Annotated in this window: 18 protein-coding genes and 1 tRNA gene; 3 read left to right on the forward strand and 16 right to left on the reverse strand. The window is 62.4% G+C overall.

Annotated elements, in window-relative coordinates:
* Window positions 1–234: 234 nt before the first annotated feature.
* Window positions 235–1,716 (reverse strand): glutamate--tRNA ligase, encoded by a 1,482-nt coding sequence (gene gltX / locus NGJ21_RS04985; protein ID WP_119688524.1) that lies wholly within the window; start codon window positions 1,714–1,716, stop codon window positions 235–237.
* 146 nt (window positions 1,717–1,862) lie between these two features.
* Window positions 1,863–3,878: an excinuclease ABC subunit UvrB gene (gene uvrB, locus NGJ21_RS04990; protein ID WP_251961903.1), complete on the reverse strand. Its 2,016-nt coding sequence runs from the start codon at window positions 3,876–3,878 to the stop codon at window positions 1,863–1,865.
* A gap of 287 nt (window positions 3,879–4,165) precedes the next feature.
* On the opposite strand from uvrB, the gene NGJ21_RS04995 reads away from it, so the two are divergent.
* Both NGJ21_RS04995 and NGJ21_RS05000 read left to right on the forward strand, forming a co-directional pair.
* Complete coding sequence (locus NGJ21_RS04995; RefSeq protein ID WP_039604031.1) at window positions 4,166–5,362, forward strand: amino acid aminotransferase; 1,197 nt, start codon at window positions 4,166–4,168, stop codon at window positions 5,360–5,362.
* A 74-nt stretch (window positions 5,363–5,436) separates the two neighbouring features.
* Window positions 5,437–5,512 (forward strand) — tRNA-Asn (locus NGJ21_RS05000).
* Window positions 5,513–5,573: 61 nt separating this feature from the next.
* On the opposite strand, the gene NGJ21_RS05005 is transcribed toward NGJ21_RS05000, so the two are convergent.
* The 4 genes from NGJ21_RS05005 to NGJ21_RS05020 form a co-directional block, all read right to left on the reverse strand.
* Window positions 5,574–6,134: a DUF1285 domain-containing protein gene (locus NGJ21_RS05005; RefSeq protein ID WP_046786547.1), complete on the reverse strand. Its 561-nt coding sequence runs from the start codon at window positions 6,132–6,134 to the stop codon at window positions 5,574–5,576.
* A gap of 10 nt (window positions 6,135–6,144) precedes the next feature.
* Window positions 6,145–6,750, reverse strand: a complete 606-nt coding sequence (locus NGJ21_RS05010) for a DUF4823 domain-containing protein (RefSeq protein ID WP_012313444.1) — start codon at window positions 6,748–6,750, stop codon at window positions 6,145–6,147.
* A 65-nt stretch (window positions 6,751–6,815) separates the two neighbouring features.
* Window positions 6,816–7,784, reverse strand: coding sequence for a GTP 3',8-cyclase MoaA (locus NGJ21_RS05015; RefSeq protein WP_046786549.1), 969 nt, complete (start codon window positions 7,782–7,784; stop codon window positions 6,816–6,818).
* A 107-nt stretch (window positions 7,785–7,891) separates the two neighbouring features.
* The gene (locus NGJ21_RS05020; RefSeq protein WP_046786550.1) at window positions 7,892–8,527 is read right to left on the reverse strand and encodes a TetR/AcrR family transcriptional regulator; all 636 of its coding nucleotides are present in this window, start codon (window positions 8,525–8,527) and stop codon (window positions 7,892–7,894) included.
* Between the two features lie 71 nt (window positions 8,528–8,598).
* Between NGJ21_RS05020 and NGJ21_RS05025 the strand changes: the two genes are divergently transcribed.
* Window positions 8,599–9,732 (forward strand): aminotransferase class V-fold PLP-dependent enzyme, encoded by a 1,134-nt coding sequence (locus tag NGJ21_RS05025; protein WP_174141821.1) that lies wholly within the window; start codon window positions 8,599–8,601, stop codon window positions 9,730–9,732.
* Between the two features lie 273 nt (window positions 9,733–10,005).
* Here the strand turns inward: NGJ21_RS05025 and NGJ21_RS05030 are convergent, their stop codons facing one another.
* The 10 genes from NGJ21_RS05030 to plsX form a co-directional block, all read right to left on the reverse strand.
* Window positions 10,006–10,788, reverse strand: a complete 783-nt coding sequence (locus NGJ21_RS05030; RefSeq protein WP_125924768.1) for a TatD family hydrolase — start codon at window positions 10,786–10,788, stop codon at window positions 10,006–10,008.
* A gap of 29 nt (window positions 10,789–10,817) precedes the next feature.
* Window positions 10,818–11,804, reverse strand: coding sequence for a DNA polymerase III subunit delta' (locus tag NGJ21_RS05035; RefSeq protein ID WP_115275623.1), 987 nt, complete (start codon window positions 11,802–11,804; stop codon window positions 10,818–10,820).
* The gene (gene tmk, locus NGJ21_RS05040) at window positions 11,797–12,429 is read right to left on the reverse strand and encodes a dTMP kinase (protein ID WP_046786554.1); all 633 of its coding nucleotides are present in this window, start codon (window positions 12,427–12,429) and stop codon (window positions 11,797–11,799) included. Before tmk ends, NGJ21_RS05035 begins: the two co-directional genes overlap by 8 nt.
* A 9-nt stretch (window positions 12,430–12,438) precedes the next feature.
* Window positions 12,439–13,569 (reverse strand): endolytic transglycosylase MltG, encoded by a 1,131-nt coding sequence (mltG, locus tag NGJ21_RS05045; protein ID WP_046786555.1) that lies wholly within the window; start codon window positions 13,567–13,569, stop codon window positions 12,439–12,441.
* Between the two features lie 4 nt (window positions 13,570–13,573).
* On the reverse strand, window positions 13,574–14,389 hold the full coding sequence (gene pabC, locus NGJ21_RS05050) for an aminodeoxychorismate lyase (RefSeq protein ID WP_251961904.1): 816 nt from the start codon (window positions 14,387–14,389) through the stop codon (window positions 13,574–13,576).
* Entirely contained in the window at window positions 14,389–15,633 is a 1,245-nt protein-coding gene (gene fabF, locus NGJ21_RS05055; RefSeq protein WP_046786557.1) for a beta-ketoacyl-ACP synthase II, read from the reverse strand. Before fabF ends, pabC begins: the two co-directional genes overlap by 1 nt.
* 174 nt (window positions 15,634–15,807) lie before the next feature.
* Entirely contained in the window at window positions 15,808–16,044 is a 237-nt protein-coding gene (acpP, locus tag NGJ21_RS05060) for an acyl carrier protein (RefSeq protein WP_039603098.1), read from the reverse strand.
* Between the two features lie 203 nt (window positions 16,045–16,247).
* Window positions 16,248–16,988, reverse strand: coding sequence for a 3-oxoacyl-ACP reductase FabG (fabG, locus tag NGJ21_RS05065; protein WP_008096412.1), 741 nt, complete (start codon window positions 16,986–16,988; stop codon window positions 16,248–16,250).
* A gap of 16 nt (window positions 16,989–17,004) precedes the next feature.
* Complete coding sequence (gene fabD / locus NGJ21_RS05070; protein ID WP_046786559.1) at window positions 17,005–17,943, reverse strand: ACP S-malonyltransferase; 939 nt, start codon at window positions 17,941–17,943, stop codon at window positions 17,005–17,007.
* 127 nt (window positions 17,944–18,070) lie between these two features.
* Window positions 18,071–19,081: a phosphate acyltransferase PlsX gene (gene plsX / locus NGJ21_RS05075; protein WP_080952128.1), complete on the reverse strand. Its 1,011-nt coding sequence runs from the start codon at window positions 19,079–19,081 to the stop codon at window positions 18,071–18,073.
* Window position 19,082 lies beyond the last annotated feature (1 nt).

The raw sequence follows: 19,082 nt of genomic DNA on the forward strand, positions 1-19,082 counted from the left end.
TGAACTGAATCACCGGCTGGGTGCCTGGCGCTTCGTTTCGTTCATCGCTGTGGACGGGGCGCATATTAAGTTCGGATTGCAGGGCTGTCAAACGAAATTTTGAAAATATCCAAAAGTTTTTTCACAGATAACAACCACTTACCACCCTGCCCTGATTTGCGCACTCTGCTTTTGAGCACTTGAACCATTGCCAGCGGCATAGCCCGCTGGCAATGGCCCCGCGTCAAAGCCGCATCAAGCGATGTTGGCCAGCAGCTTTTCCCACTCTTTGTTTTCTTTCTTCGACACACCACCGAGCAGGTCCAGGGCTTGGCGCAGGCGATAGCGGGTAAGGTCAGGGCCGAGGATCTCCATGGCATCGAGCACCGACACCGAGCTGGCCTGGCCGGTGATGGCGGCGAACATCAGCGGCATGGCGTCACGCAGCTTCAGCTCCAGCGCTTCGACCACTGCCTGGATGCAGCCGGTGATACGCTCTTTTTCCCACTGGCGAAGGCTTTCCAGTTTCCACAGGATCAACTGCATCACCTGGCGCACCTGGTCGGCGGAGAGTTTCTTGCTTTCGAACAGTTTGGCGTCGAGCTTGAGCGCGCCCTCGAAGAAGAAACCACCCAGCGGAGCAACCTGGCTGAAGGTTTCGACCCGCCCCTGCACGTGCGGGGCGATTTTCATCATGTAGTCGCTGTTGAACGCCCACTTCTGCACGCGCGCGGCGAATTCTTCCACCGGCAGTTCGCGCAGCCACTGGCCGTTGAGCCACGACAGCTTCTCGATGTCGAAGATCGGGCCGCCCAGAGAGATACGCGACAGGTCGAAGTGCTCGACCATTTCGGCCAGGGAGAACTTCTCGCGCTCGTCCGGCATCGACCAGCCCATGCGGCCGAGGTAGTTGAGCATGGCCTCAGGCATGAAGCCCATGCGCTCGTAGAAGGTCACCGAGGTCGGGTTCTTGCGCTTGGAGAGCTTGCTCTTGTCCGGGTTGCGCAGCAGCGGCATGTAGCACAGCTTGGGCTGCTCCCAACCGAAGTATTCGTACAGCTTGATCAGCTTGGGTGCCGATGGCAGCCACTCTTCACCGCGCAGTACGTGGGTGATGCCCATCAGGTGGTCGTCGACCACGTTGGCCAGGAAGTAGGTCGGCAGGCCGTCGTTCTTCATCAGCACCTGCATGTCCATGCGGTCCCATGGGATCTCGACATCGCCACGGAGCATGTCCGGAACCACGCAGATACCTTCGCTCGGTACCTTCATGCGGATCACATGGGGCTCGCCAGCGGCCAGGCGGCGCTGCACTTGCTCGTCGCTCAGCAGCAACGCGCGGCCATCGTAGCGCGGGGTTTCGCCACGGGCCATCTGCTCGGCGCGCATCTGCTCCAGCTCTTCGGCGGTGCAGAAGCAGTAGAACGCATGGCCGGCATCGACCAGTTGCTTGGCGTACTGGGCGTAGATCTCGCCGCGCTCGCTCTGCCGGTACGGGCCGTGCGGGCCGCCCACATCCGGGCCTTCGTTCCATTCGATGCCAAGCCAGCGCAGGGCGTCGAAGATCTGCTGCTCCGACTCGCGGGTCGAGCGCAACTGGTCGGTGTCCTCGATGCGCAGGATGAACTCACCGCCATGCTGCTTGGCGAAGCAGTAGTTGAACAGGGCGATGTAGGCGGTGCCGACATGGGGGTCGCCCGTGGGCGATGGCGCGATACGCGTGCGTACGGTGGTCATGGAGGGTCTCGAACGAAAGATGAAACAAAGGCACGATGTTAGCAGGGTGCGGGCACCGCGCTCCAGCGCGGGAGGTGGGTTATTGGGCTATCGGACGCCTGGAGACCGCCAAACATCATGCCGCTCCCCAAGGACCGAACCAGGCTTCAACTGGTAATCAACCGCTCGCGCAGCTTGGTAATCTCGTCGCGCAACTGCGCCGCCGCCTCGAATTCCAGGTCGCGGGCAAACTGCATCATTTTCTCTTCCAGTTGCTTGATGCGCTTGGTGATCTCGCCCGGCGTGCGCAGTTCGGCCTCGTAACGGGCGCTCTCCTCGGCGGCCTTGGCCATGCCCTTGCGCTTCTTGCTACGCGACCCCGGCACGGTGGCGCCTTCCATGATATCGGTGATGTCCTTGACCACGCCCTTGGGCACGATGCCATTGGCCTGGTTGAAAGCGATCTGCTTCTCGCGGCGGCGCTCGGTTTCATCGATAGCACGCTGCATGGAGCCGGTTATCTGATCGGCATAGAGAATCGCGCGGCCATTGAGGTTGCGCGCGGCACGCCCGATGGTCTGGATGAGCGAGCGCTCGGAGCGCAGGAACCCTTCCTTGTCGGCGTCCAGGATCGCCACCAGTGACACCTCGGGCATGTCCAGGCCCTCGCGCAGCAGGTTGATGCCCACCAGTACATCAAAAGTGCCCAGGCGCAGGTCACGGATGATTTCGACCCGTTCCACGGTATCGATGTCCGAGTGCAGGTAGCGCACCCGCACATCGTGATCGGCCAGGTAGTCGGAGAGATCCTCAGCCATGCGCTTGGTCAACGTGGTGGCAAGCACCCGCTCGCCCAGCGCCACGCGCTTGTGGATTTCCGACAGCAGGTCGTCGACCTGGGTCAGCGCCGGACGCACCTCGACCTGCGGGTCGACCAACCCGGTCGGGCGCACCACCTGCTCGACCACCCGCCCGGCGTGCTCGGCTTCGTAAGGCCCGGGCGTTGCCGAGACAAAGATGGTTTGCGGGCTGACCGACTCCCACTCATCGAAGCGCATCGGCCGGTTGTCCAGCGCCGATGGCAGGCGAAAGCCGTACTCGACCAGCGTTTCCTTGCGCGAGCGGTCGCCCTTGTACATCGCCCCGACCTGCGGAACGCTGACGTGGGATTCGTCGATCACCAGCAGCGCATCGTCCGGCAGGTAGTCGTAGAGGGTGGGCGGCGGTGCACCGGCCGGGCGCCCGGACAGGTAGCGCGAGTAGTTCTCGATGCCGTTGCAGTAACCCAGTTCGAGAATCATCTCCAGGTCGAACCGGGTACGCTGCTCCAGGCGCTGGGCTTCGACCAGCTTGTTGGCCTTGTGCAGGTACTCGAGGCGGCCCTTGAGTTCATCCTTGATCCCTTCCACCGCCTCCAGCAGCGTTTCCCGCGGGGTAACGTAATGGCTCTTGGGGTAGAAGGTGAAACGCGGCAACTTGCGGAAGACTTCCCCGGTGAGCGGGTCGAACGCAGCGATGTTCTCCACCTCGTCGTCGAACAGCTCGATGCGGATGGCTTCGAGGTCCGATTCAGCCGGGAAGATATCGATGACGTCGCCGCGTACCCGGAAGGTGGCACGGGCAAAGTCCATCTCGTTGCGCGTGTACTGCAGATCGGCCAGGCGGCGCAACAGCGCGCGCTGGTCAAGCTTGTCGCCGCGGTCGACGTGCAGGACCATCTTCAGGTAGGTTTCGGGGCTGCCCAGGCCGTAGATGCAAGAAACCGTGGTGACGATGATCGCATCGCGACGCTCCAGCAGCGCCTTGGTCGCAGACAGCCGCATCTGCTCGATATGATCGTTGATCGAAGCGTCCTTCTCGATGAAGGTGTCCGAGGAAGGCACGTAGGCTTCGGGCTGGTAATAGTCGTAATAGGAAACGAAATACTCGACGGCGTTGTTCGGGAAGAACGCCTTGAACTCGCCATACAACTGCGCGGCGAGCGTCTTGTTGGGCGCCAGCACCAAGGTCGGGCGCTGCACCTGCGCAATGACGTTGGCAATGCTGAAGGTCTTGCCCGAACCGGTCACACCGAGCAGGGTCTGGTGCGACAGACCCGCCTCGATGCCCTCTACCATCTGGCGGATGGCCTCGGGCTGGTCGCCGGCCGGCTGGAAACGGGTGACGAGCTGGAACTCGGACATGTCGGACCTCGCGCTAACGCAGCAACTGTAAATTTAGCCAGTAGTCTATACCCAAATGTGCCCGCCTGGGGGCGCATTCAAGGCGGCGGTGTGAACGCTCCCTGCGGTGGACCCGGCAATTCGACCAATGGTTGAAAAAAATTTGCGCAAATAGCCGGAAAAGCTGCGCCACACTGTCGCAGTGACCGGTCGGTATCACTATACTGACTCCCCGTTTGTGCACCGCTTCAGTGCATTCGGCTGGAGCGTGTACGCCCTATCACTCTCCATTCAGAGCCAAGGTAACAATGAGCCTGTTTTCCGCTGTCGAGCTGGCACCCCGCGACCCCATTCTGGGCCTCAACGAAGCATTCAACGCCGATCCCCGTACCGACAAGGTCAACCTGGGCGTGGGCGTGTACTGCAATGAGGAAGGCCGCATTCCGCTGCTGCGCGCCGTGATCGAAGCCGAAACCCAGCGTGCCGCCCAGCACGCTTCGCGCGGCTACCTGCCGATCGACGGCATCGCCACCTACGACCAGGCCGTGCAGAAACTGATCTTCGGCGCCGAGTCGCCACTGCTGGCCGCTGGCCGCGTGGTTACCGTGCAGGCCGTTGGCGGTACCGGTGCACTAAAGATCGGCGCCGACTTCCTCAAGCGCCTGTCGCCCAATGCCGTGGTCGCCATCAGCGACCCGAGCTGGGAAAACCACCGCGCCCTGTTTGAAACGGCCGGCTTCCCGGTACAGAACTACCGCTACTACGACGCCCCGAGCAACGACGTCAACCGCGCCGGCATGCTCGAAGACCTGAACAACCTGCCGTCTGGCTCGATCATTGTCCTGCACGCCTGCTGCCACAACCCGACAGGCGTCGACCTGGGCCTGGACGACTGGAAAAACGTTCTGGAAGTAGTCAAGGCCAAGGGCCACGTGCCGTTCCTCGACATGGCCTACCAGGGCTTTGGCGAGGGCATCGGCGAAGACGCCTTCGCCGTGCGCCTGTTCGCCGAGTCGGGCCTGGACTTCTTCGTTTCCAGCTCGTTCTCCAAGTCGTTCTCGTTGTACGGCGAGCGCGTTGGCGCACTGTCGATCGTGACCGGCAACAAAGACGAAAGCACCCGCGTGCTGTCGCAGGTCAAGCGCGTGATCCGCACCACCTACTCCAACCCGCCGACCCACGGCGCAACCATCGTTGCCACCGTACTCAACAGCGCCGAACTGCGCCAGATGTGGGAAGCCGAGCTGGGTGAAATGCGCCAGCGCATCCACGGCATGCGCAAGCAGATGGTCGAACTGCTGGCCGAGTACGGCGCCAAGCGCGACTTCAGCTTCGTTGGCCGCCAAGCGGGCATGTTCTCCTATTCGGGCCTGACCGTAGAGCAAGTGGCACGCCTTAAGAACGAGTTCGGCATCTATGCACTGGACACAGGCCGCATCGCCGTGGCCGCACTCAACCAGAGCAACATCCACGTGGTCACCAAGGCTATCGTAGAAGTGCTGTAACTGCTTGATTTGGCTGGCTGATTCGCTGGGGGCGGGTTGACTTGCCCCTGGCAATCGGTAAGATATGCGCAGATTCCGCGATAGCTCAGTCGGTAGAGCAAATGACTGTTAATCATTGGGTCCCTGGTTCGAGTCCAGGTCGCGGAGCCAAATACTAAAAACCTCCAGATGCGCAAGCACTGGAGGTTTTTTTATTGCTACGCCGAGGTATTCAGCAGTTGCGCCCGATGGGATAGAACTGCCCATGGCTCCAGACGCCCAGCCATTGCTCGCCATCGATCTCACGAGGCACCGCCAGCTCGACCAACTGGTAGAACACATTGCGATGGATCAACGCCTCTAGATTGTTGCGCATCAGCACATAAGGCGAAGGCTCCTGAGTGACAGGGTCAACCTCTACCCGCAGCGGATTGCGCGGCCCGGCCTCTACCTGATCCTCGACGTTGCTGGTAAAACTCAGCACCTGCTGCTCGCCCGTGCCCCGCACATCCAGCGCAACGGCAACGAACGGCGCATCGTCGACCCGAATACCCACTTTCTCTACCGGCGTGACCAGGAAGTAGTCGTCGCCATCCCGGCGGATGATGGTAGAAAACAAGCGCACCATCGGCTTGCGCCCGATCGGCGTACCCAGGTAGTACCAGGTACCATCACGGGCAATACGCATATCGATATCGCCACAGAAGTCCGGATTCCACAGATGCACCGGCGGCAGGCCCTTGTGCTTGGGTAACTGCGCCAGAAGATCATTGGCCTTGCCGGAATCTGTCATCACCCTGCCCTCACTCACTCATGCCCAGAAGGCTACGAGCGTACTCGCGCATCGGCGCTGCGAGCAAATCCTGCGGAGCATTGTCGTGGAACGTCAACAAACCGCCACGGCTTTTGATTCGCGCAGTGTCGATGAGGTAGCGGGTACTGGTTTCGATCAGCATCATCTGCACCACACCGGTGTCCCAGCCCAGGCGGTCGACAGCCTGCTCGTCGTACCACTCATCGCCATTGCCGATACGGTCGTCGGTGCGGGCAAAACGGGTATACAGCACATAGTCGGCGCCGACCGACCGGGCCTCGGCGATGGCCTCTTCGAGGCCCAGCGGGCCCTGGGCGCGCCGTACCAGCGGGAAATACTCGACGAAGCTCTTGAAGGCCTCCTCGGCAACCACGTTCTGCTTCGGTACTGGCCCTTTGCTTGGCGGCATGAAGGCGCCCTGGCCGATGAAGATGAACGAATCGGGCTGCAGGCGAATCGACAGCGTGCGGCGTGTGTCGCTGTGATCCAGCAGGCCGGCATCGCTCATGTGGTAACGGACGCCCTCGCCCATATCGCTGACATTCATGCAGCCGCCCAGCGCCATAAGCGCCAGCAGCAAGACCAGGCTACGCATCTTTCCTCCAGTGACCGGCGACGAAAAACCGGCGAATAGCCGGCGGATGCAGCTTTTGCGCCAGATCAGCCGCCAATCACCTTCATCACCATCACGTCACCGGAAAACGCCAGCGCCTGTTTGTCGGCCAACGCCTTGACCAGCAACCGCTGCAGGGCTGGGAGCGCCTGATGACGGGGCTGCTCCAGCAGATCGCCGACAAAGTGACGGTTGCTCGACGACAGGCACCCGTGCAGCCAGCCGGTAGATGACAGGCGCAGGCGCGAGCAGCTCCGGCAGAACGGTACGCTCTCGTTGGCGATCACACCGAAATGGCCCTTGCCCGGCACCTGGTAACGCAGCGCAGTGGCATCCAGCGGCGCATCGGCCCTCTCAAAAGCATGCGCGTGGCCAATCAGATCCAGCAGTTGGTCCAGCCCCACGAACTGCTGCAGGAATGCGTTGTGATCACGGGCCAGATGGCCCATGCGCATCAGTTCGATGAAACGCAGTTCGAAACCTCGGGCCAGGCAGTAGTCGAGCATGGGTACAACCTGGTCCAGGTTCTGCCCACGCATGGGTACCATGTTGACCTTGATCTGCATGCCCCTGGCACTGGCCTGCTGCATGCCCGCGAGAACGCTGGCCAGGTCGCCACCACGGGCGATGCGCCGAAATGCCTGGGGGTCGAGCGTATCGAGGGACACATTTAGACGACGGATGCCGGCCGCCTGCAACTGCGGCAACTTGCGCCCGAGCAACTGACCATTGGTAGTCAGGGTGATGTCCTGGAGCTCGAGCTTGGCCACTGCAGCCAAAAAAGCATCCAGCCTGGGGCTGACCAGTGGCTCACCGCCGGTAATACGCAGGCGCTCTATACCGGCTGCCTCGATCAGATAGGCCACCCCGCGGGCCAGCGCCTCGGCGGACAGCTCATCCTGCGCCGCAACCAGGCGTTTGCCGTTGGGCACGCAGTAGCTGCAGGCATAGTTGCAGGCAGCCGTCAGGCTGACGCGCAGGTTGCGAAAACGCCTGCCTTGACGATCGACAATCATGAATGACTCCGGCATGGATGAAACGGGGCCGGCAAAACCTGACTCAAAATTCAGGTTTTTGCAAGCCCCCGTTCCACACCGGATTCAACCGAGCGGGACGGAGCGCTTCAGTTCGCGGGTTCCGGGTCACGCTTGCGCTTGTTGCCCATGCGCACGCCGATGTCCATGAGGAACTGGAAGAAACCTTCCTGGTCCTCGAGCACATTGCTCCAGAATGGCGAGTGGTAGAGCGCCACGGCACCGTGCACCAAGGCCCAGGCGGCGCAGTAATGGAAGTATGGCGGCACGTCTTCGAGCTTGCCTTCGCTGATGCGGCCCTTGATCAGCTGGGTCAGCCGGTCGAAGTTGGAGGCACGGATGCTGTGCAGCTCCTCGACCATCTCCGGCACCTGGTTGCCCTTGACCACCTTTTCTTCCAGGCGATCGAACAACCGGTAACGCTGCGGGTCGCGCATGCGGAACTCGAAATAGGCGCGCGACAGCGCCTCCTTGTCGCGATCGACATCGGCCGAATGCAACAGCGCATTCAGGTCACGCTCGTAGTCGAGCATCAGGCGCAGGTAGATCTCCGCCTTGGACTTGAAGTGCTTGTAGATCGTACCTTTGCCGATACCTACAGCGTCAGCGATCATCTCGACGGTGACACTGTCTTCACCCTGTTCGAGAAACAGCTTGAGCGCAGTATCGAGGATTTCCTGTTCGCGACGGCGAAACTCACGGACCTTACGAGGTTCTTTCTGCATGGGAAGGACTGGATGACATTGAAGCGGTTTATTATGCCTAACTTGCAGCAAATTGCACGGATCATCCAACCATGTCTATGTTTCACGATGAGTTTGACCAGGCTCCGGGGCTGCGCTACCTGAACCACGCGGCCATCGCCCCCTGGCCACGCAGGGCCAGCGAAGCCGTGGCGCGCTTTGCGCGGGAAAACGTGAACCTGGGCGCCAGTGACTACCCGGCATGGTTGGCCACCGAGCGACGCCTGCGTGAGCGGCTCGCGCGCCTGCTCAACGCACCCTCACGCGGCGATATCGCGCTGGTCAAGAACACTTCCGAGGCGCTGTCACTGGTAGCTTTCGGCCTGGACTGGCAGCCCGGCGACCAGGTGGTGATCAGCGACGAGGAGTTCCCCTCCAACCGGGTTGTCTGGGAGGCGCTGACCGATCGCGGCGTCGAGGTGGTTCAGGCAAGCCTCGCCGGGGCCGATCCGGAGGCTTCGCTACTGGCGGCCTGCAACCGGCGCACACGCCTGCTGGCGGTCAGCGCCGTGCAGTTCGGCAGCGGCCTGCGCCTGGACCTGACGCGCCTGGGCCAGGGGTGCCGGGCACGCAAGGTACTGTTCTGCGTCGATGCCATTCAGCAAATTGGCGCCCTGCCTTTCGACGTGCAGCGCTATGAGTGTGATTTCGCCATGGCTGACGGGCACAAATGGATGCTGGGCCCTGAAGGCCTGGGGGTATTTTACTGCAGGGCCGCGCTGCGCCCGCAGCTAAGGCTCAACGCCTATGGCTGGCACATGCTGGATAATATGGGTGACTTCGAACGCCGCCAGTGGCAGCCCGCCCGCAGCGCACGGCGGTTCGAATGCGGCAGCCCGAACATGCTCGGCGCCTGCGCGCTGGAGGCCAGCCTGTCGCTGCTCGAGGAAGTCGGCATGGACGAAGTTGCCCGGCAATTGCAGCAACGTGTCGAGCAGTTGCACCAAGGGCTGGCGGGTATTTCCGGGGTCCAGTTGCACAGCCCGGATAGCCCGGCGCGACGGGGTGGAATCGTCACATTCAGTATTTGCGGCCAGAACAGCGCAGACATTCACCGCAGCCTGACCGCAGAGCGGACGATCTGTGCTCTACGAGGCCCAGGTGTGCGCTTTTCGCCGCACTTCTATACCAGTGAGCAGCTTATCGACGAAGCTGTGCAGCAAGTACGGCGCCTGGCCATGCGCTGAGGAAGGAAGCGGGCCCGCGCGTATTCCAAATCTGTTTAAAAAACGAACAATTGGCACTGGCACTGCGCCAAACCTGACCAATACTTGAAGTGTTGGCGCGGCGCATCCCCCCCAGTGGCGCGTCGATAAAGGTGCTCACGGACCGCGTACCTTTGTTTTACTCCTAATGGTCTTAACCCGGATTCCTCCCCCAGAACCCGGGTTTTTTTTGCCTCAATGGCGCAGCTGGGGCCACGGGCAGATTTGCAGCGCCCTTGAAAGTCAGCGCCCGGCTCAGGCCACCCGGGCCAAAGGGAACAACCGCTTGAAGTTGTCGGTAGTCTGCCCGGCCAACTGCTCATAGCTGACGCCGCGCAAGGAAGCCACGTACTCGGCCACCTCACGCACATACTGCGGCAGGTTAGGCTTGCCACGGTAAGGAATCGGAGCCAGGTACGGCGAGTCGGTCTCCACCAGCAAGCGATCGACCGGCACCTGTCGCGCGACCTCGCGCAAGGCATCGGCATTGCGGAAGGTGACAATACCGGACAGCGAAATGTAGTAGCCCAGGTCCAGGGCCGCCTTGGCCATTTCCCAGTCCTCGGTGAAGCAATGCAGCACGCCGGCCTGCGGCAGGCTGGCCTCACGCAGCAGCGCCAAGGTGTCGGCTTTGGCTGCTCGCGTATGCACGATCACCGGCTTGCCGGTCTGGCGCGACGCCTCCAGGTGCAGGCGGAACGACGCCTGCTGCAGCTCGGCCGCCTCCGGCTCGTAGTGGTAGTCCAACCCGGTTTCACCGATCGCGACGACATGCGGGTGCGCCAGTTCGCGCAGGAGCCATTCCAGCGCTGGGGTCTCGCCGGGGGCCAGGTCAAGCGGGTGCACGCCCACCGAGCAGTCGACATCGGCGTACTGCTCGCTCAGCGCCTTCACTGCCCCGGCATTTTCGGCGCTGACACCGATACACAGAAAATGCCCGACCCCGCGCTCGCGGGCCGCCTGCAGGGCGGCATCGAGGGAGCCCTGATGGGCACTGAGGTCAAGACGGTCGAGGTGGCAATGAGAATCTACGAGCATGGGAGACGTCACACATGAAAAATGAAAAATCAGCGGGAGCCGGGCAACTGCACCCAATGGGCCAACAAGGCTTCCAGCAGCAGCACGCGGTTGAGGTTGGCCTTGCCCAGCACCTTCTGGCGCTGCTCGAGAATCCACGCCTGCACCTCGAGCACCTTGGCCTGCCGGCTCTTCTGCGCAAGGTATTGCACCACCTTGCGCATATCGGCCAAGCCTAGCCCCTCCTCGTCCTGGGTCAATTGATAACGCAGGATCAGGTGCGACCAGTCGAAGAACCAGTCGAACAGCAGCAACAAGGGCACACCACTCCACGCCTCGGCCAGCTGACTGGGTGATTGCTGCTGCTTGAGCAGCTTTTTCACCCCATCGGTCACCAGCGTACGTTGCTCGCGCACACCTTGGGCCTGCAGGTTCACCGCCATCAACGGCGAGCCGGCAGCAAGGGTCAGCAGCTCGTCACGCTCGGCCTCGTCACTGCCGGCCAGCGCGGTGGCCAGCCAGGCCTGGCTCTGGGCAAGGCTAGGCTGCGGGCAGCTGACCTGCTGGCAGCGGCTCTTGATGGTCGGCAACAGGCGGCTGGGCTGGTGGCTGACCAGCAGCAGCACGGTGTCGCCGGAAGGCTCTTCCAGGCTTTTGAGCAGGGCGTTGGACGCATTGACGTTCATCGCCTCGACCGGCTCGATCAGGATGACCTTGCGCCCGCCCAACTGCGCCGTCTGCACGACGAACGACACCAGTTCGCGCACCTGATCGACCTTGATCGGCTTGTCAGCCTCTTCAGGCTCCAGCACAAAGTTGTCCGGATGGCTGCCCGCTTTGAGCAGCAAGCAGGACTTGCACTGCCCGCAGGCATCAAGCCCCTGTGGCTGCTGGCACAACAAGCGGGCCATCAGGCGCTCGGCCAAGGCGCGCTTGCCGATACCCTGCGGCCCGTGCAGCAGGTAGGCGTGGGCATGCTGCGCACGCCCCGCCAACTGCTGCCACAGCGCCTGCTGCCAAGGGTAGGCTTCAGCCACGGCAACGCTCCAGGATGCCCGGCAACAGCGCGTCAATGGCGCGCTGCACGGCTTCCAGCGGCTGCGCCGCGTCCAGCAGGTCGTAGCGCTGCGGCTCGCGCCGGGCGCGCTGCAGGTAAGCCTGGCGCACGGCCTCGAAGAAGGCCTGGCCCTCCTGCTCGAAACGATCCAGCCGCCCACGGGCGGCAGCACGGGCCAACCCTACTTCCACCGGCAGGTCGAAAACCAGCGTCAGGTCGGGGCGCAGCTCGCCTTGAACGAACTGCTCGAGCACGGCGATCCGCTCTACCGAAAGGCCGCGGCCACCGCCTTGGTAGGCGTAGGTAGCGTCCGTGAAACGATCACATAGCACCACGGCCCCACGCTCCAGCGCCGGGCGGATCACCTGCGCCAGATGCTGAGCGCGCGCGGCGAACACCAACAACAGCTCGGTGTCGGCAGCCATCACTTCATCACTCGGTGCCAACAGCAGTTCGCGGACCTTTTCAGCCAGCGGAGTACCGCCAGGCTCGCGGGTAAGCACCACATCCAGCCCCTGCTCTCGCAGGCGTGCTGCCAGGTAATCACGGTTGGTACTTTTGCCCGCGCCTTCGGGGCCTTCCAGGGTAATAAACAAGCCGCTCACAGGCAGTCCTTAATGTTGTTCGTCAGCCGCAGGCGCGTCGGCCGGCGCGGGGTCGCTGGCCGGTGCCGGGTCCTGGGCAGAGGGTTCGCCAGACTCTGGCGACGCTTGGGGAGCGGGGCTTGACCGGTAATCCGCACGGCGCTTGAGCTGATACTCGCGCACTGCAGAATTGTGATCGTCCAAGTCATCGGAGAACACATGGCTGCCATCACCCCGGGCGACGAAGTACAGGCTGGTGCCATCGGCTGGATGGAGCGCAGCGTGGATCGCCTCTCGCCCGACCATGGCGATTGGCGTGGGCGGCAGGCCAGAGATGGTATAGGTGTTGTAAGGCGTTGGCTCACGCAGGTCGGCGCGGGTGATTCTGCCGTTGTAGCGTTCGCCCATGCCGTAGATGACCGTAGGGTCTGTCTGCAGCATCATCCCCAGCCGCAGGCGACGAACGAACACCCCGGCAATTTGCCCGCGCTCCTGGGGGATGCCGGTTTCCTTCTCCACCAACGAGGCCATGATCAACGCCTGGTACGGGTCACGATAAGGCAAGTCGGTGGCGCGCTCGGCCCACTCTTTGGCCAGCACTTCGTCCAGCCGCATATAGGCCTGCTGCAGCAGCTCGACGTCACTCATGCCCCGCACGAAACGGTAGGTATCAGGGAAGAAGCGGCCCTCCGGAAACACGCCGGTGTGGCCAAGCTTGTCCATGACTTCGGAGTCGGTAAGGCCATCGAGGGTGTGCTTGATCTTCTCGTGCCTGGCGATCGCCGAACGCACCTGGCGGAACGTCCAACCCTCCACCAGGGTCAGGTTGTACTGCACCACATCGGCACGGCGCCAGGCGTCGAACAACGCTTCGACGGTCATGCCCGGCGTGATGCGATATTCGCCGGTTTTCAGGGGTGTGCCGGCCATGTTGAAGCGCCAGTACAGGCGCAACCAGAAGGCGTCATCGAGCAACCCCTCGCCCTCCATGCGGTAGAACATGCGATTGGGGTTGGTGCCACTGGGCACGTCGAGCAGTTGCTCCTGCGTCACGCGCAAGGGCTGCTCCAGCACCGAGTTGACCTTCCAGGCAGACCAGCCCAATGCCAGGCCGGCCAGGATCAAGCCCATTTCCAGCAGCAGCAGGATTTTGCGTCTCACGAATTCAGGTATCCAGTAACGTACGGGCAAAGGCCTGCAGTTTACGGGTGAGCGAGCCCGGCGACCAGTTCAGCGCAGCAAAAGCCCGCACCGGCCAGACCCCATAAACGCTGTTGCAGATGAATACCTCATCGGCCAGCGCAAGCTCGTCGAACGGCAGGTCACGCACCTGCACCGGAATGGCCAGTGCCTGCGCCTGTTCCAGCAACGCACCGCGCATCACCCCTGCCACGCCGCAACGGCTGAGCTCGGCAGTAAGCAACACGCCGCCGCGCACCAGGAAAAGATTGCTGTAAACACCTTCGACCAGCCTGCCTTGCCCATCACACATCAAGCCTTCGGCATGTTCGCTGTCCTGCCATTCGGCACGGGCCAGCACCTGCTCCAGGCGGTTGAGGTGTTTGAGGCCTGCCAGCAACGGTTGTTCCCCAAGCCGGGTCTGGCAAGGGAAAAGACGCACACCGTGTTCGGCATGTTCGGCAGGGTAGCCGGGCAGCGGGCTGCCCAGCAGGATGCGCCGCGGCGCGGCACCTGCCAACGGCGCATAGCCACGCTGGCTGTCGCCCCGGGTGAGGATCAGCTTGGCGACACCGTCACCCAGCTGGCTGGCATAACGCAGGATTTCATCGCGCACCAACGCCAGGTCGGCATCGATTGCCAGGCGCTGGCAGCCCAGGGCCAGACGCGCCAGGTGACCGTCCAGCATGCTGGGGCGGCCACTGCGTACGGCGATGGTCTCGAACAGACCATCGCCGTACGCCAGGCCACGGTTCTGCAGGTTGACCGCAGTCGCGGGCTGGCCGTCGATCCAGCTGTGCATCAGCCGGCGAACCGGCGGAACACCAGCGAGCCGTTGGTGCCACCAAAGCCGAACGAGTTGGACAGCACTACGTCGATCGGCATGCTGCGCGCCTGATGGGGCACGAAGTCGAGGTCGCAGCCTTCGTCCGGCTCATCGAGGTTGATGGTTGGCGGTGCCATCTGGCTGTTGATCGCCAGCACGCTGAAGATCGCCTCTACAGCGCCCGCAGCCCCCAGCAGGTGACCGGTCATCGACTTGGTCGAGCTGACAGCCAGCTTGTAGGCGTGCTCGCCAAACACGCGCTTGATCGCCGCGACTTCAGCGATATCGCCAGCCGGAGTCGAGGTACCGTGGGCGTTGATGTAGCTGACCTCAGCCGGCTGGATGCCAGCATCACGCAAGGCGTTGGCCATGCAGCGCGCAGCGCCTTCGCCACTGTCGGGTGGCGAAGTCATGTGGTAAGCGTCGCCGCTCATGCCGAAACCAACCAGCTCGGCATAGATGGTCGCACCACGGGCCTGGGCATGCTCCAGCTCTTCGAGCACCAGCGCACCGGCGCCGTCGGAGAGTACAAAACCGTCACGCCCCTTGTCCCACGGGCGGCTGGCACGGGCCGGCTCATCGTTGCGGGTCGACAGTGCGCGAGAAGCACCGAAGCCACCCATGCCCAAGCCGCAAGCGGCCATTTCGGCGCCACCGGCGATCATCACGTCGGCTTCACCGTAGGCGATGTTGCGAGCAGCCATGCCGATGCAGTGGGTGCCAGTGGTGCAGGCAGTGGCAATGGCATAATTGGGGCCCTGCAACCCCAGATGGATCGACAGGAAGCCGGAGATCATGTTGATGATCGAGCCTGGCACGAAGAACGGCGAAATGCGGCGCGGGCCTTGATCGTGCAAGGTGCGGCTGGTTTCTTCGATATTGGTCAGGCCGCCGATCCCAGAGCCCATGGCCACGCCAATGCGCTCGCGGTTGGCGTCGGTGACTTCCAGGCCGGCATTGCGTACCGCCTGGAAACCGGCCGCCAGGCCGTACTGGATGAACAAGTCAAGCTTGCGAGCTTCCTTGGCCGACAGGTACTGCTCGACCTCAAAGCCCTTCACCGAGCCGCCAAAACGGGTGGAGTAGGCAGAAAGGTCCGTATGCTCGATCGGACCGATGCCACTGCGGCCAGCCAGAATGCCCTGCCAGGTGCTCGGTACATCCGTACCCAGTGGCGACAGCATACCCATACCAGTGACCACGACGCGTCTACGCGACACAGTACTCTCCTTTTCTAATAACAGAGTCTCTTGCCATTGCATTCAAGGCAATGGAATGAAATGGCAACAGGCTCTCGAAGCCCGCGGATCATTGCAGGACCTTCGCAAAGAAAAAACCGCACGCCGGCAAAGGCAGTGCGGTTCTTCTCGACAAGAAGCGTCGACTACAGCGTCTTAAGCCTGGTGGGCGTTGACGTAGTCGATGGCAGCTTGAACGGTAGTGATCTTCTCGGCTTCTTCGTCAGGGATTTCGGTCTCGAATTCCTCTTCCAGAGCCATCACCAGCTCAACGGTGTCAAGCGAGTCGGCACCCAGATCATCAACGAAAGAAGATTCGTTCTTGATTTCCTCTTCCTTGACGCCCAGTTGCTCGGCGACGATTTTCTTGACGCGTTCTTCGATGGTGCTCATACCTAGTTTTCACTCCTAATGGATATATGTCAGGCAGCTGGCCGGTGACCAATTTTATAGAAAGACGTTCGCTTTTCAAGCGGAACGCACCTTCGCTTCAGTCACCCTGCCCCCTGCCTGGAATCTGGTTGCAGCTTTATAACGGATTTTAGGCTGGGAGTATGACTCTTTTTTTAAGCAATCCGTCACATTGAGTTGCAGTGTTACATGTACATCCCGCCGTTCACCGGCACGGTAGCGCCGGTGACATAGGCTGCGCCGTCGGATGCCAGGAAGGAAACCACCTTGGCGATTTCTTCGGCCTGACCCAGGCGGCCCAGCGGAATCTGGGTCTGCAGGGCTTCGCGCTGCGCTTCTGGCAATTCGCGGGTCATGTCGGTATCGATGAAGCCTGGGGTCACCGAATTGACGGTGATGCCGCGCGAGCCGACTTCACGCGCCAGGGCGCGGCTGAAGCCTTCCAGGCCGGCCTTGGCGGCCGCATAGTTGGCCTGGCCAGCGTTACCCATGGCACCGACGACCGAGCCGATGCTGATGATACGACCCCAACGCGCCTTGGTCATGCCACGCAGCACGCCCTTGGACAAACGGTAGAGGCTGTTCAGGTTGGTGTCGATCACGTCGAACCACTCGTCGTCCTTCATGCGCAGCATGAGGTTGTCGCGGGTGATGCCAGCGTTGTTGACCAGAATGGCCGGGGCACCGAACTGCTCGCCGATGGCACCCAGTACCGCCTCCACCGACTCGGCGCTGGTGACGTTCAGCTCCATGCCGGTACCGGTGATACCGTGCTCTTTCAGGGTGGCAGCGATGCGCTCGGCACCGGAAGCCGAGGTGGCGGTACCGATCACGGTAGCGCCCTGGCGGCCCAGCTCGAGGGCGATGGCCTGGCCGATACCCCGGCTGGCGCCGGTAACCAGTGCAACTTTACCTTGCAGGCTCATGCAAGCTTCTCCAAATTCAGGCCAGCGCCGCACGGGTGGCGGCGACGGCGTCGGGGGTGTTGAGGTTGTAGGTGGTCACACCGTCGGCGCAACGCTTGTTCAGGCCGGCCAGCACCTTGCCCGGGCCACATTCGACCAGGTTGACCGCGCCGTTCGCGGCGAGGGTCTGCACGCATTCAACCCAGCGAACCGGCTGATACAGCTGCGCCAGCAGATCCTGCTTGAGGGTGTCGAGGTCGGCGGCGACGGCGGCAGTAACGTTCTGCACTACCGGAATCTGCGGCGCCTTCCATTCGACGGCATTGACGTGCTCGGCGAAACGATCGGCAGCCGGCTTCATCAGGGCGCAGTGCGACGGCACGCTGACCGGCAGCGGCAAGGCGCGCTTGGCGCCCTTGGCCTTGCACAGCTCGATGGCACGATTGACCGCCGCGACGTTGCCGGCGATGACCACCTGGCCCGGCGAGTTGAAGTTGACTGCGCTGACCACTTCATCTTCGGCCGCTTCGGCGCAAATGGCCTTCACATCATCGTCGCCCAGGCCGAGGATGGCGGCCATGGCGCCATGACCGGCCGGCACGGCTTCCTGCATCAGTTCGCCACGGCGCTTGACCAGCTTGACGGCGTCTTTGAGCGACAGGCTGCCAGCAGCGACCAGAGCGCTGTACTCGCCCAGGCTGTGGCCCGACACGAAGGCCGGCTGCGCGCCACCCTCCTCCAGCCACAGGCGCCACAGGGCGATGGAGGCAGTGAGAATGGCCGGTTGGGTCTTGTCGGTTTGATTGAGTTGCTCTTCCGGGCCTTCCTGGACCAGCTCCCACAGGTCGTAACCCAGAGCCTCGGAGGCTTCCTTGAAGGTCTCAACGATCACCGGCTTTTCAGCGCCCAGTTCTTTGAGCATGCCCAGCGACTGGGAACCTTGACCGGGGAAGACGAATGCGAGGGATGCAGACATTGAACAAGCCCTTATGATCTTGTCGTCGGATAGGGTGCGCCGAGCCAAAGACTAGACGCGGAAACTGAAAACTTGGATGGAAACGCGGACCAAGCGGTCACATTTAAGCACTTCATCGGCGAAATGCCTAAGGCAACAGGTCTTCAAGGCGCCCGTGCAAGCGCTGCGGGAGGTTTTCCTGGATCTCGATCAGCGCACGCTGGATGGCGCTTTGAAAGCCCTGCACGCCGGCCGAGCCATGGCTCTTGATGACGATACCCTGCAGCCCCAGAAAACTTGCCCCATTATGCCGCGCCGGCGCCAGGTCGGCCTGCAGACGCTTGAGCAGCGGCATCGCGACGGCCCCGGCAACACGTGACAACGGGCCACCCTTGAACAGTTTTTCGATGCGCGCAGCGATCATCGTCGCCAGGCCCTCGCTGGACTTGAGCAGGATATTGCCGACAAAGCCGTCGCACACCACCACGTCCGCCTCCCCCCGATAAAGGCCATCACCCTCGACGAAGCCGACATAATTGAGGCCGCGAGCGTTCTGCAACAGCGTGGCAGCCAGCTTGACCTGCTGATTGCCCTTGATGTCCTCGGTGCCGATATTCAACAGTGCCACCCGCGGGCGCTGGACACCCAAGGCCTGTGCGGCCACCGAGCCCATTACAGCGAACTGGTAGAGGTTTTCGGCACTGCAGTCGACATTGGCACCCAGGTCGAGCAACTGGCAGTACCCCGCCTGAGTCGGGATAGCCGCGACCATGGCAGGCCGATCGATACCCGGCAGCGTCTTGAGCACCAAGCGCGACAACGCCATCAGCGCGCCGGTATTGCCGGCACTGACGCAGGCCTGGGCCTTGCCATCACGCACCAGTTCAAGGGCGATGCGCATCGACGAGTCCGGCTTGCCGCGCAGCGCCTGGGATGGCCGCTCGTCCATACCGATCACCTCACTGGCAGCGACAATCTGCAGGCGCGCACGATCCGCAGCCGCAAGGCCACTGACAAGATCTTCTAGGAGGGATGGTTGACCGACGAGGGTCAGGTGCAGCGAGGGGGTAGCCGAAAGGCAGGCTATGCTAGCCTGGACAATGCTGCGGGGACCGAAGTCCCCGCCCATTGCGTCGATCGCGATGATCTGAGCAGACAAG

It is taken from the genome of Pseudomonas sp. Marseille-Q5299 (genome assembly GCF_943737035.1).
GTDB lineage: Bacteria > Pseudomonadota > Gammaproteobacteria > Pseudomonadales > Pseudomonadaceae > Aquipseudomonas > Aquipseudomonas putida_E.

Excerpts from the sequence above, each read along its gene's own strand:
- gltX (WP_119688524.1), bottom strand. The coding sequence starts at position 1,716 with ATGACCACCGTACGCACGCGTATCGCGCCATCGCCCACGGGCGACCCC.
- uvrB (WP_251961903.1), bottom strand. The coding sequence starts at position 3,878 with ATGTCCGAGTTCCAGCTCGTCACCCGTTTCCAGCCGGCCGGCGACCAG.
- NGJ21_RS04995 (WP_039604031.1), top strand. The coding sequence starts at position 4,166 with ATGAGCCTGTTTTCCGCTGTCGAGCTGGCACCCCGCGACCCCATTCTG.
- NGJ21_RS05005 (WP_046786547.1), bottom strand. The coding sequence starts at position 6,134 with ATGACAGATTCCGGCAAGGCCAATGATCTTCTGGCGCAGTTACCCAAG.
- NGJ21_RS05010 (WP_012313444.1), bottom strand. The coding sequence starts at position 6,750 with ATGCGTAGCCTGGTCTTGCTGCTGGCGCTTATGGCGCTGGGCGGCTGC.
- NGJ21_RS05015 (WP_046786549.1), bottom strand. The coding sequence starts at position 7,784 with ATGATTGTCGATCGTCAAGGCAGGCGTTTTCGCAACCTGCGCGTCAGC.
- NGJ21_RS05020 (WP_046786550.1), bottom strand. The coding sequence starts at position 8,527 with ATGCAGAAAGAACCTCGTAAGGTCCGTGAGTTTCGCCGTCGCGAACAG.
- NGJ21_RS05025 (WP_174141821.1), top strand. The coding sequence starts at position 8,599 with ATGTCTATGTTTCACGATGAGTTTGACCAGGCTCCGGGGCTGCGCTAC.
- NGJ21_RS05030 (WP_125924768.1), bottom strand. The coding sequence starts at position 10,788 with ATGCTCGTAGATTCTCATTGCCACCTCGACCGTCTTGACCTCAGTGCC.
- pabC (WP_251961904.1), bottom strand. The coding sequence starts at position 14,389 with ATGCACAGCTGGATCGACGGCCAGCCCGCGACTGCGGTCAACCTGCAG.
- acpP (WP_039603098.1), bottom strand. The coding sequence starts at position 16,044 with ATGAGCACCATCGAAGAACGCGTCAAGAAAATCGTCGCCGAGCAACTG.
- fabG (WP_008096412.1), bottom strand. The coding sequence starts at position 16,988 with ATGAGCCTGCAAGGTAAAGTTGCACTGGTTACCGGCGCCAGCCGGGGT.
- fabD (WP_046786559.1), bottom strand. The coding sequence starts at position 17,943 with ATGTCTGCATCCCTCGCATTCGTCTTCCCCGGTCAAGGTTCCCAGTCG.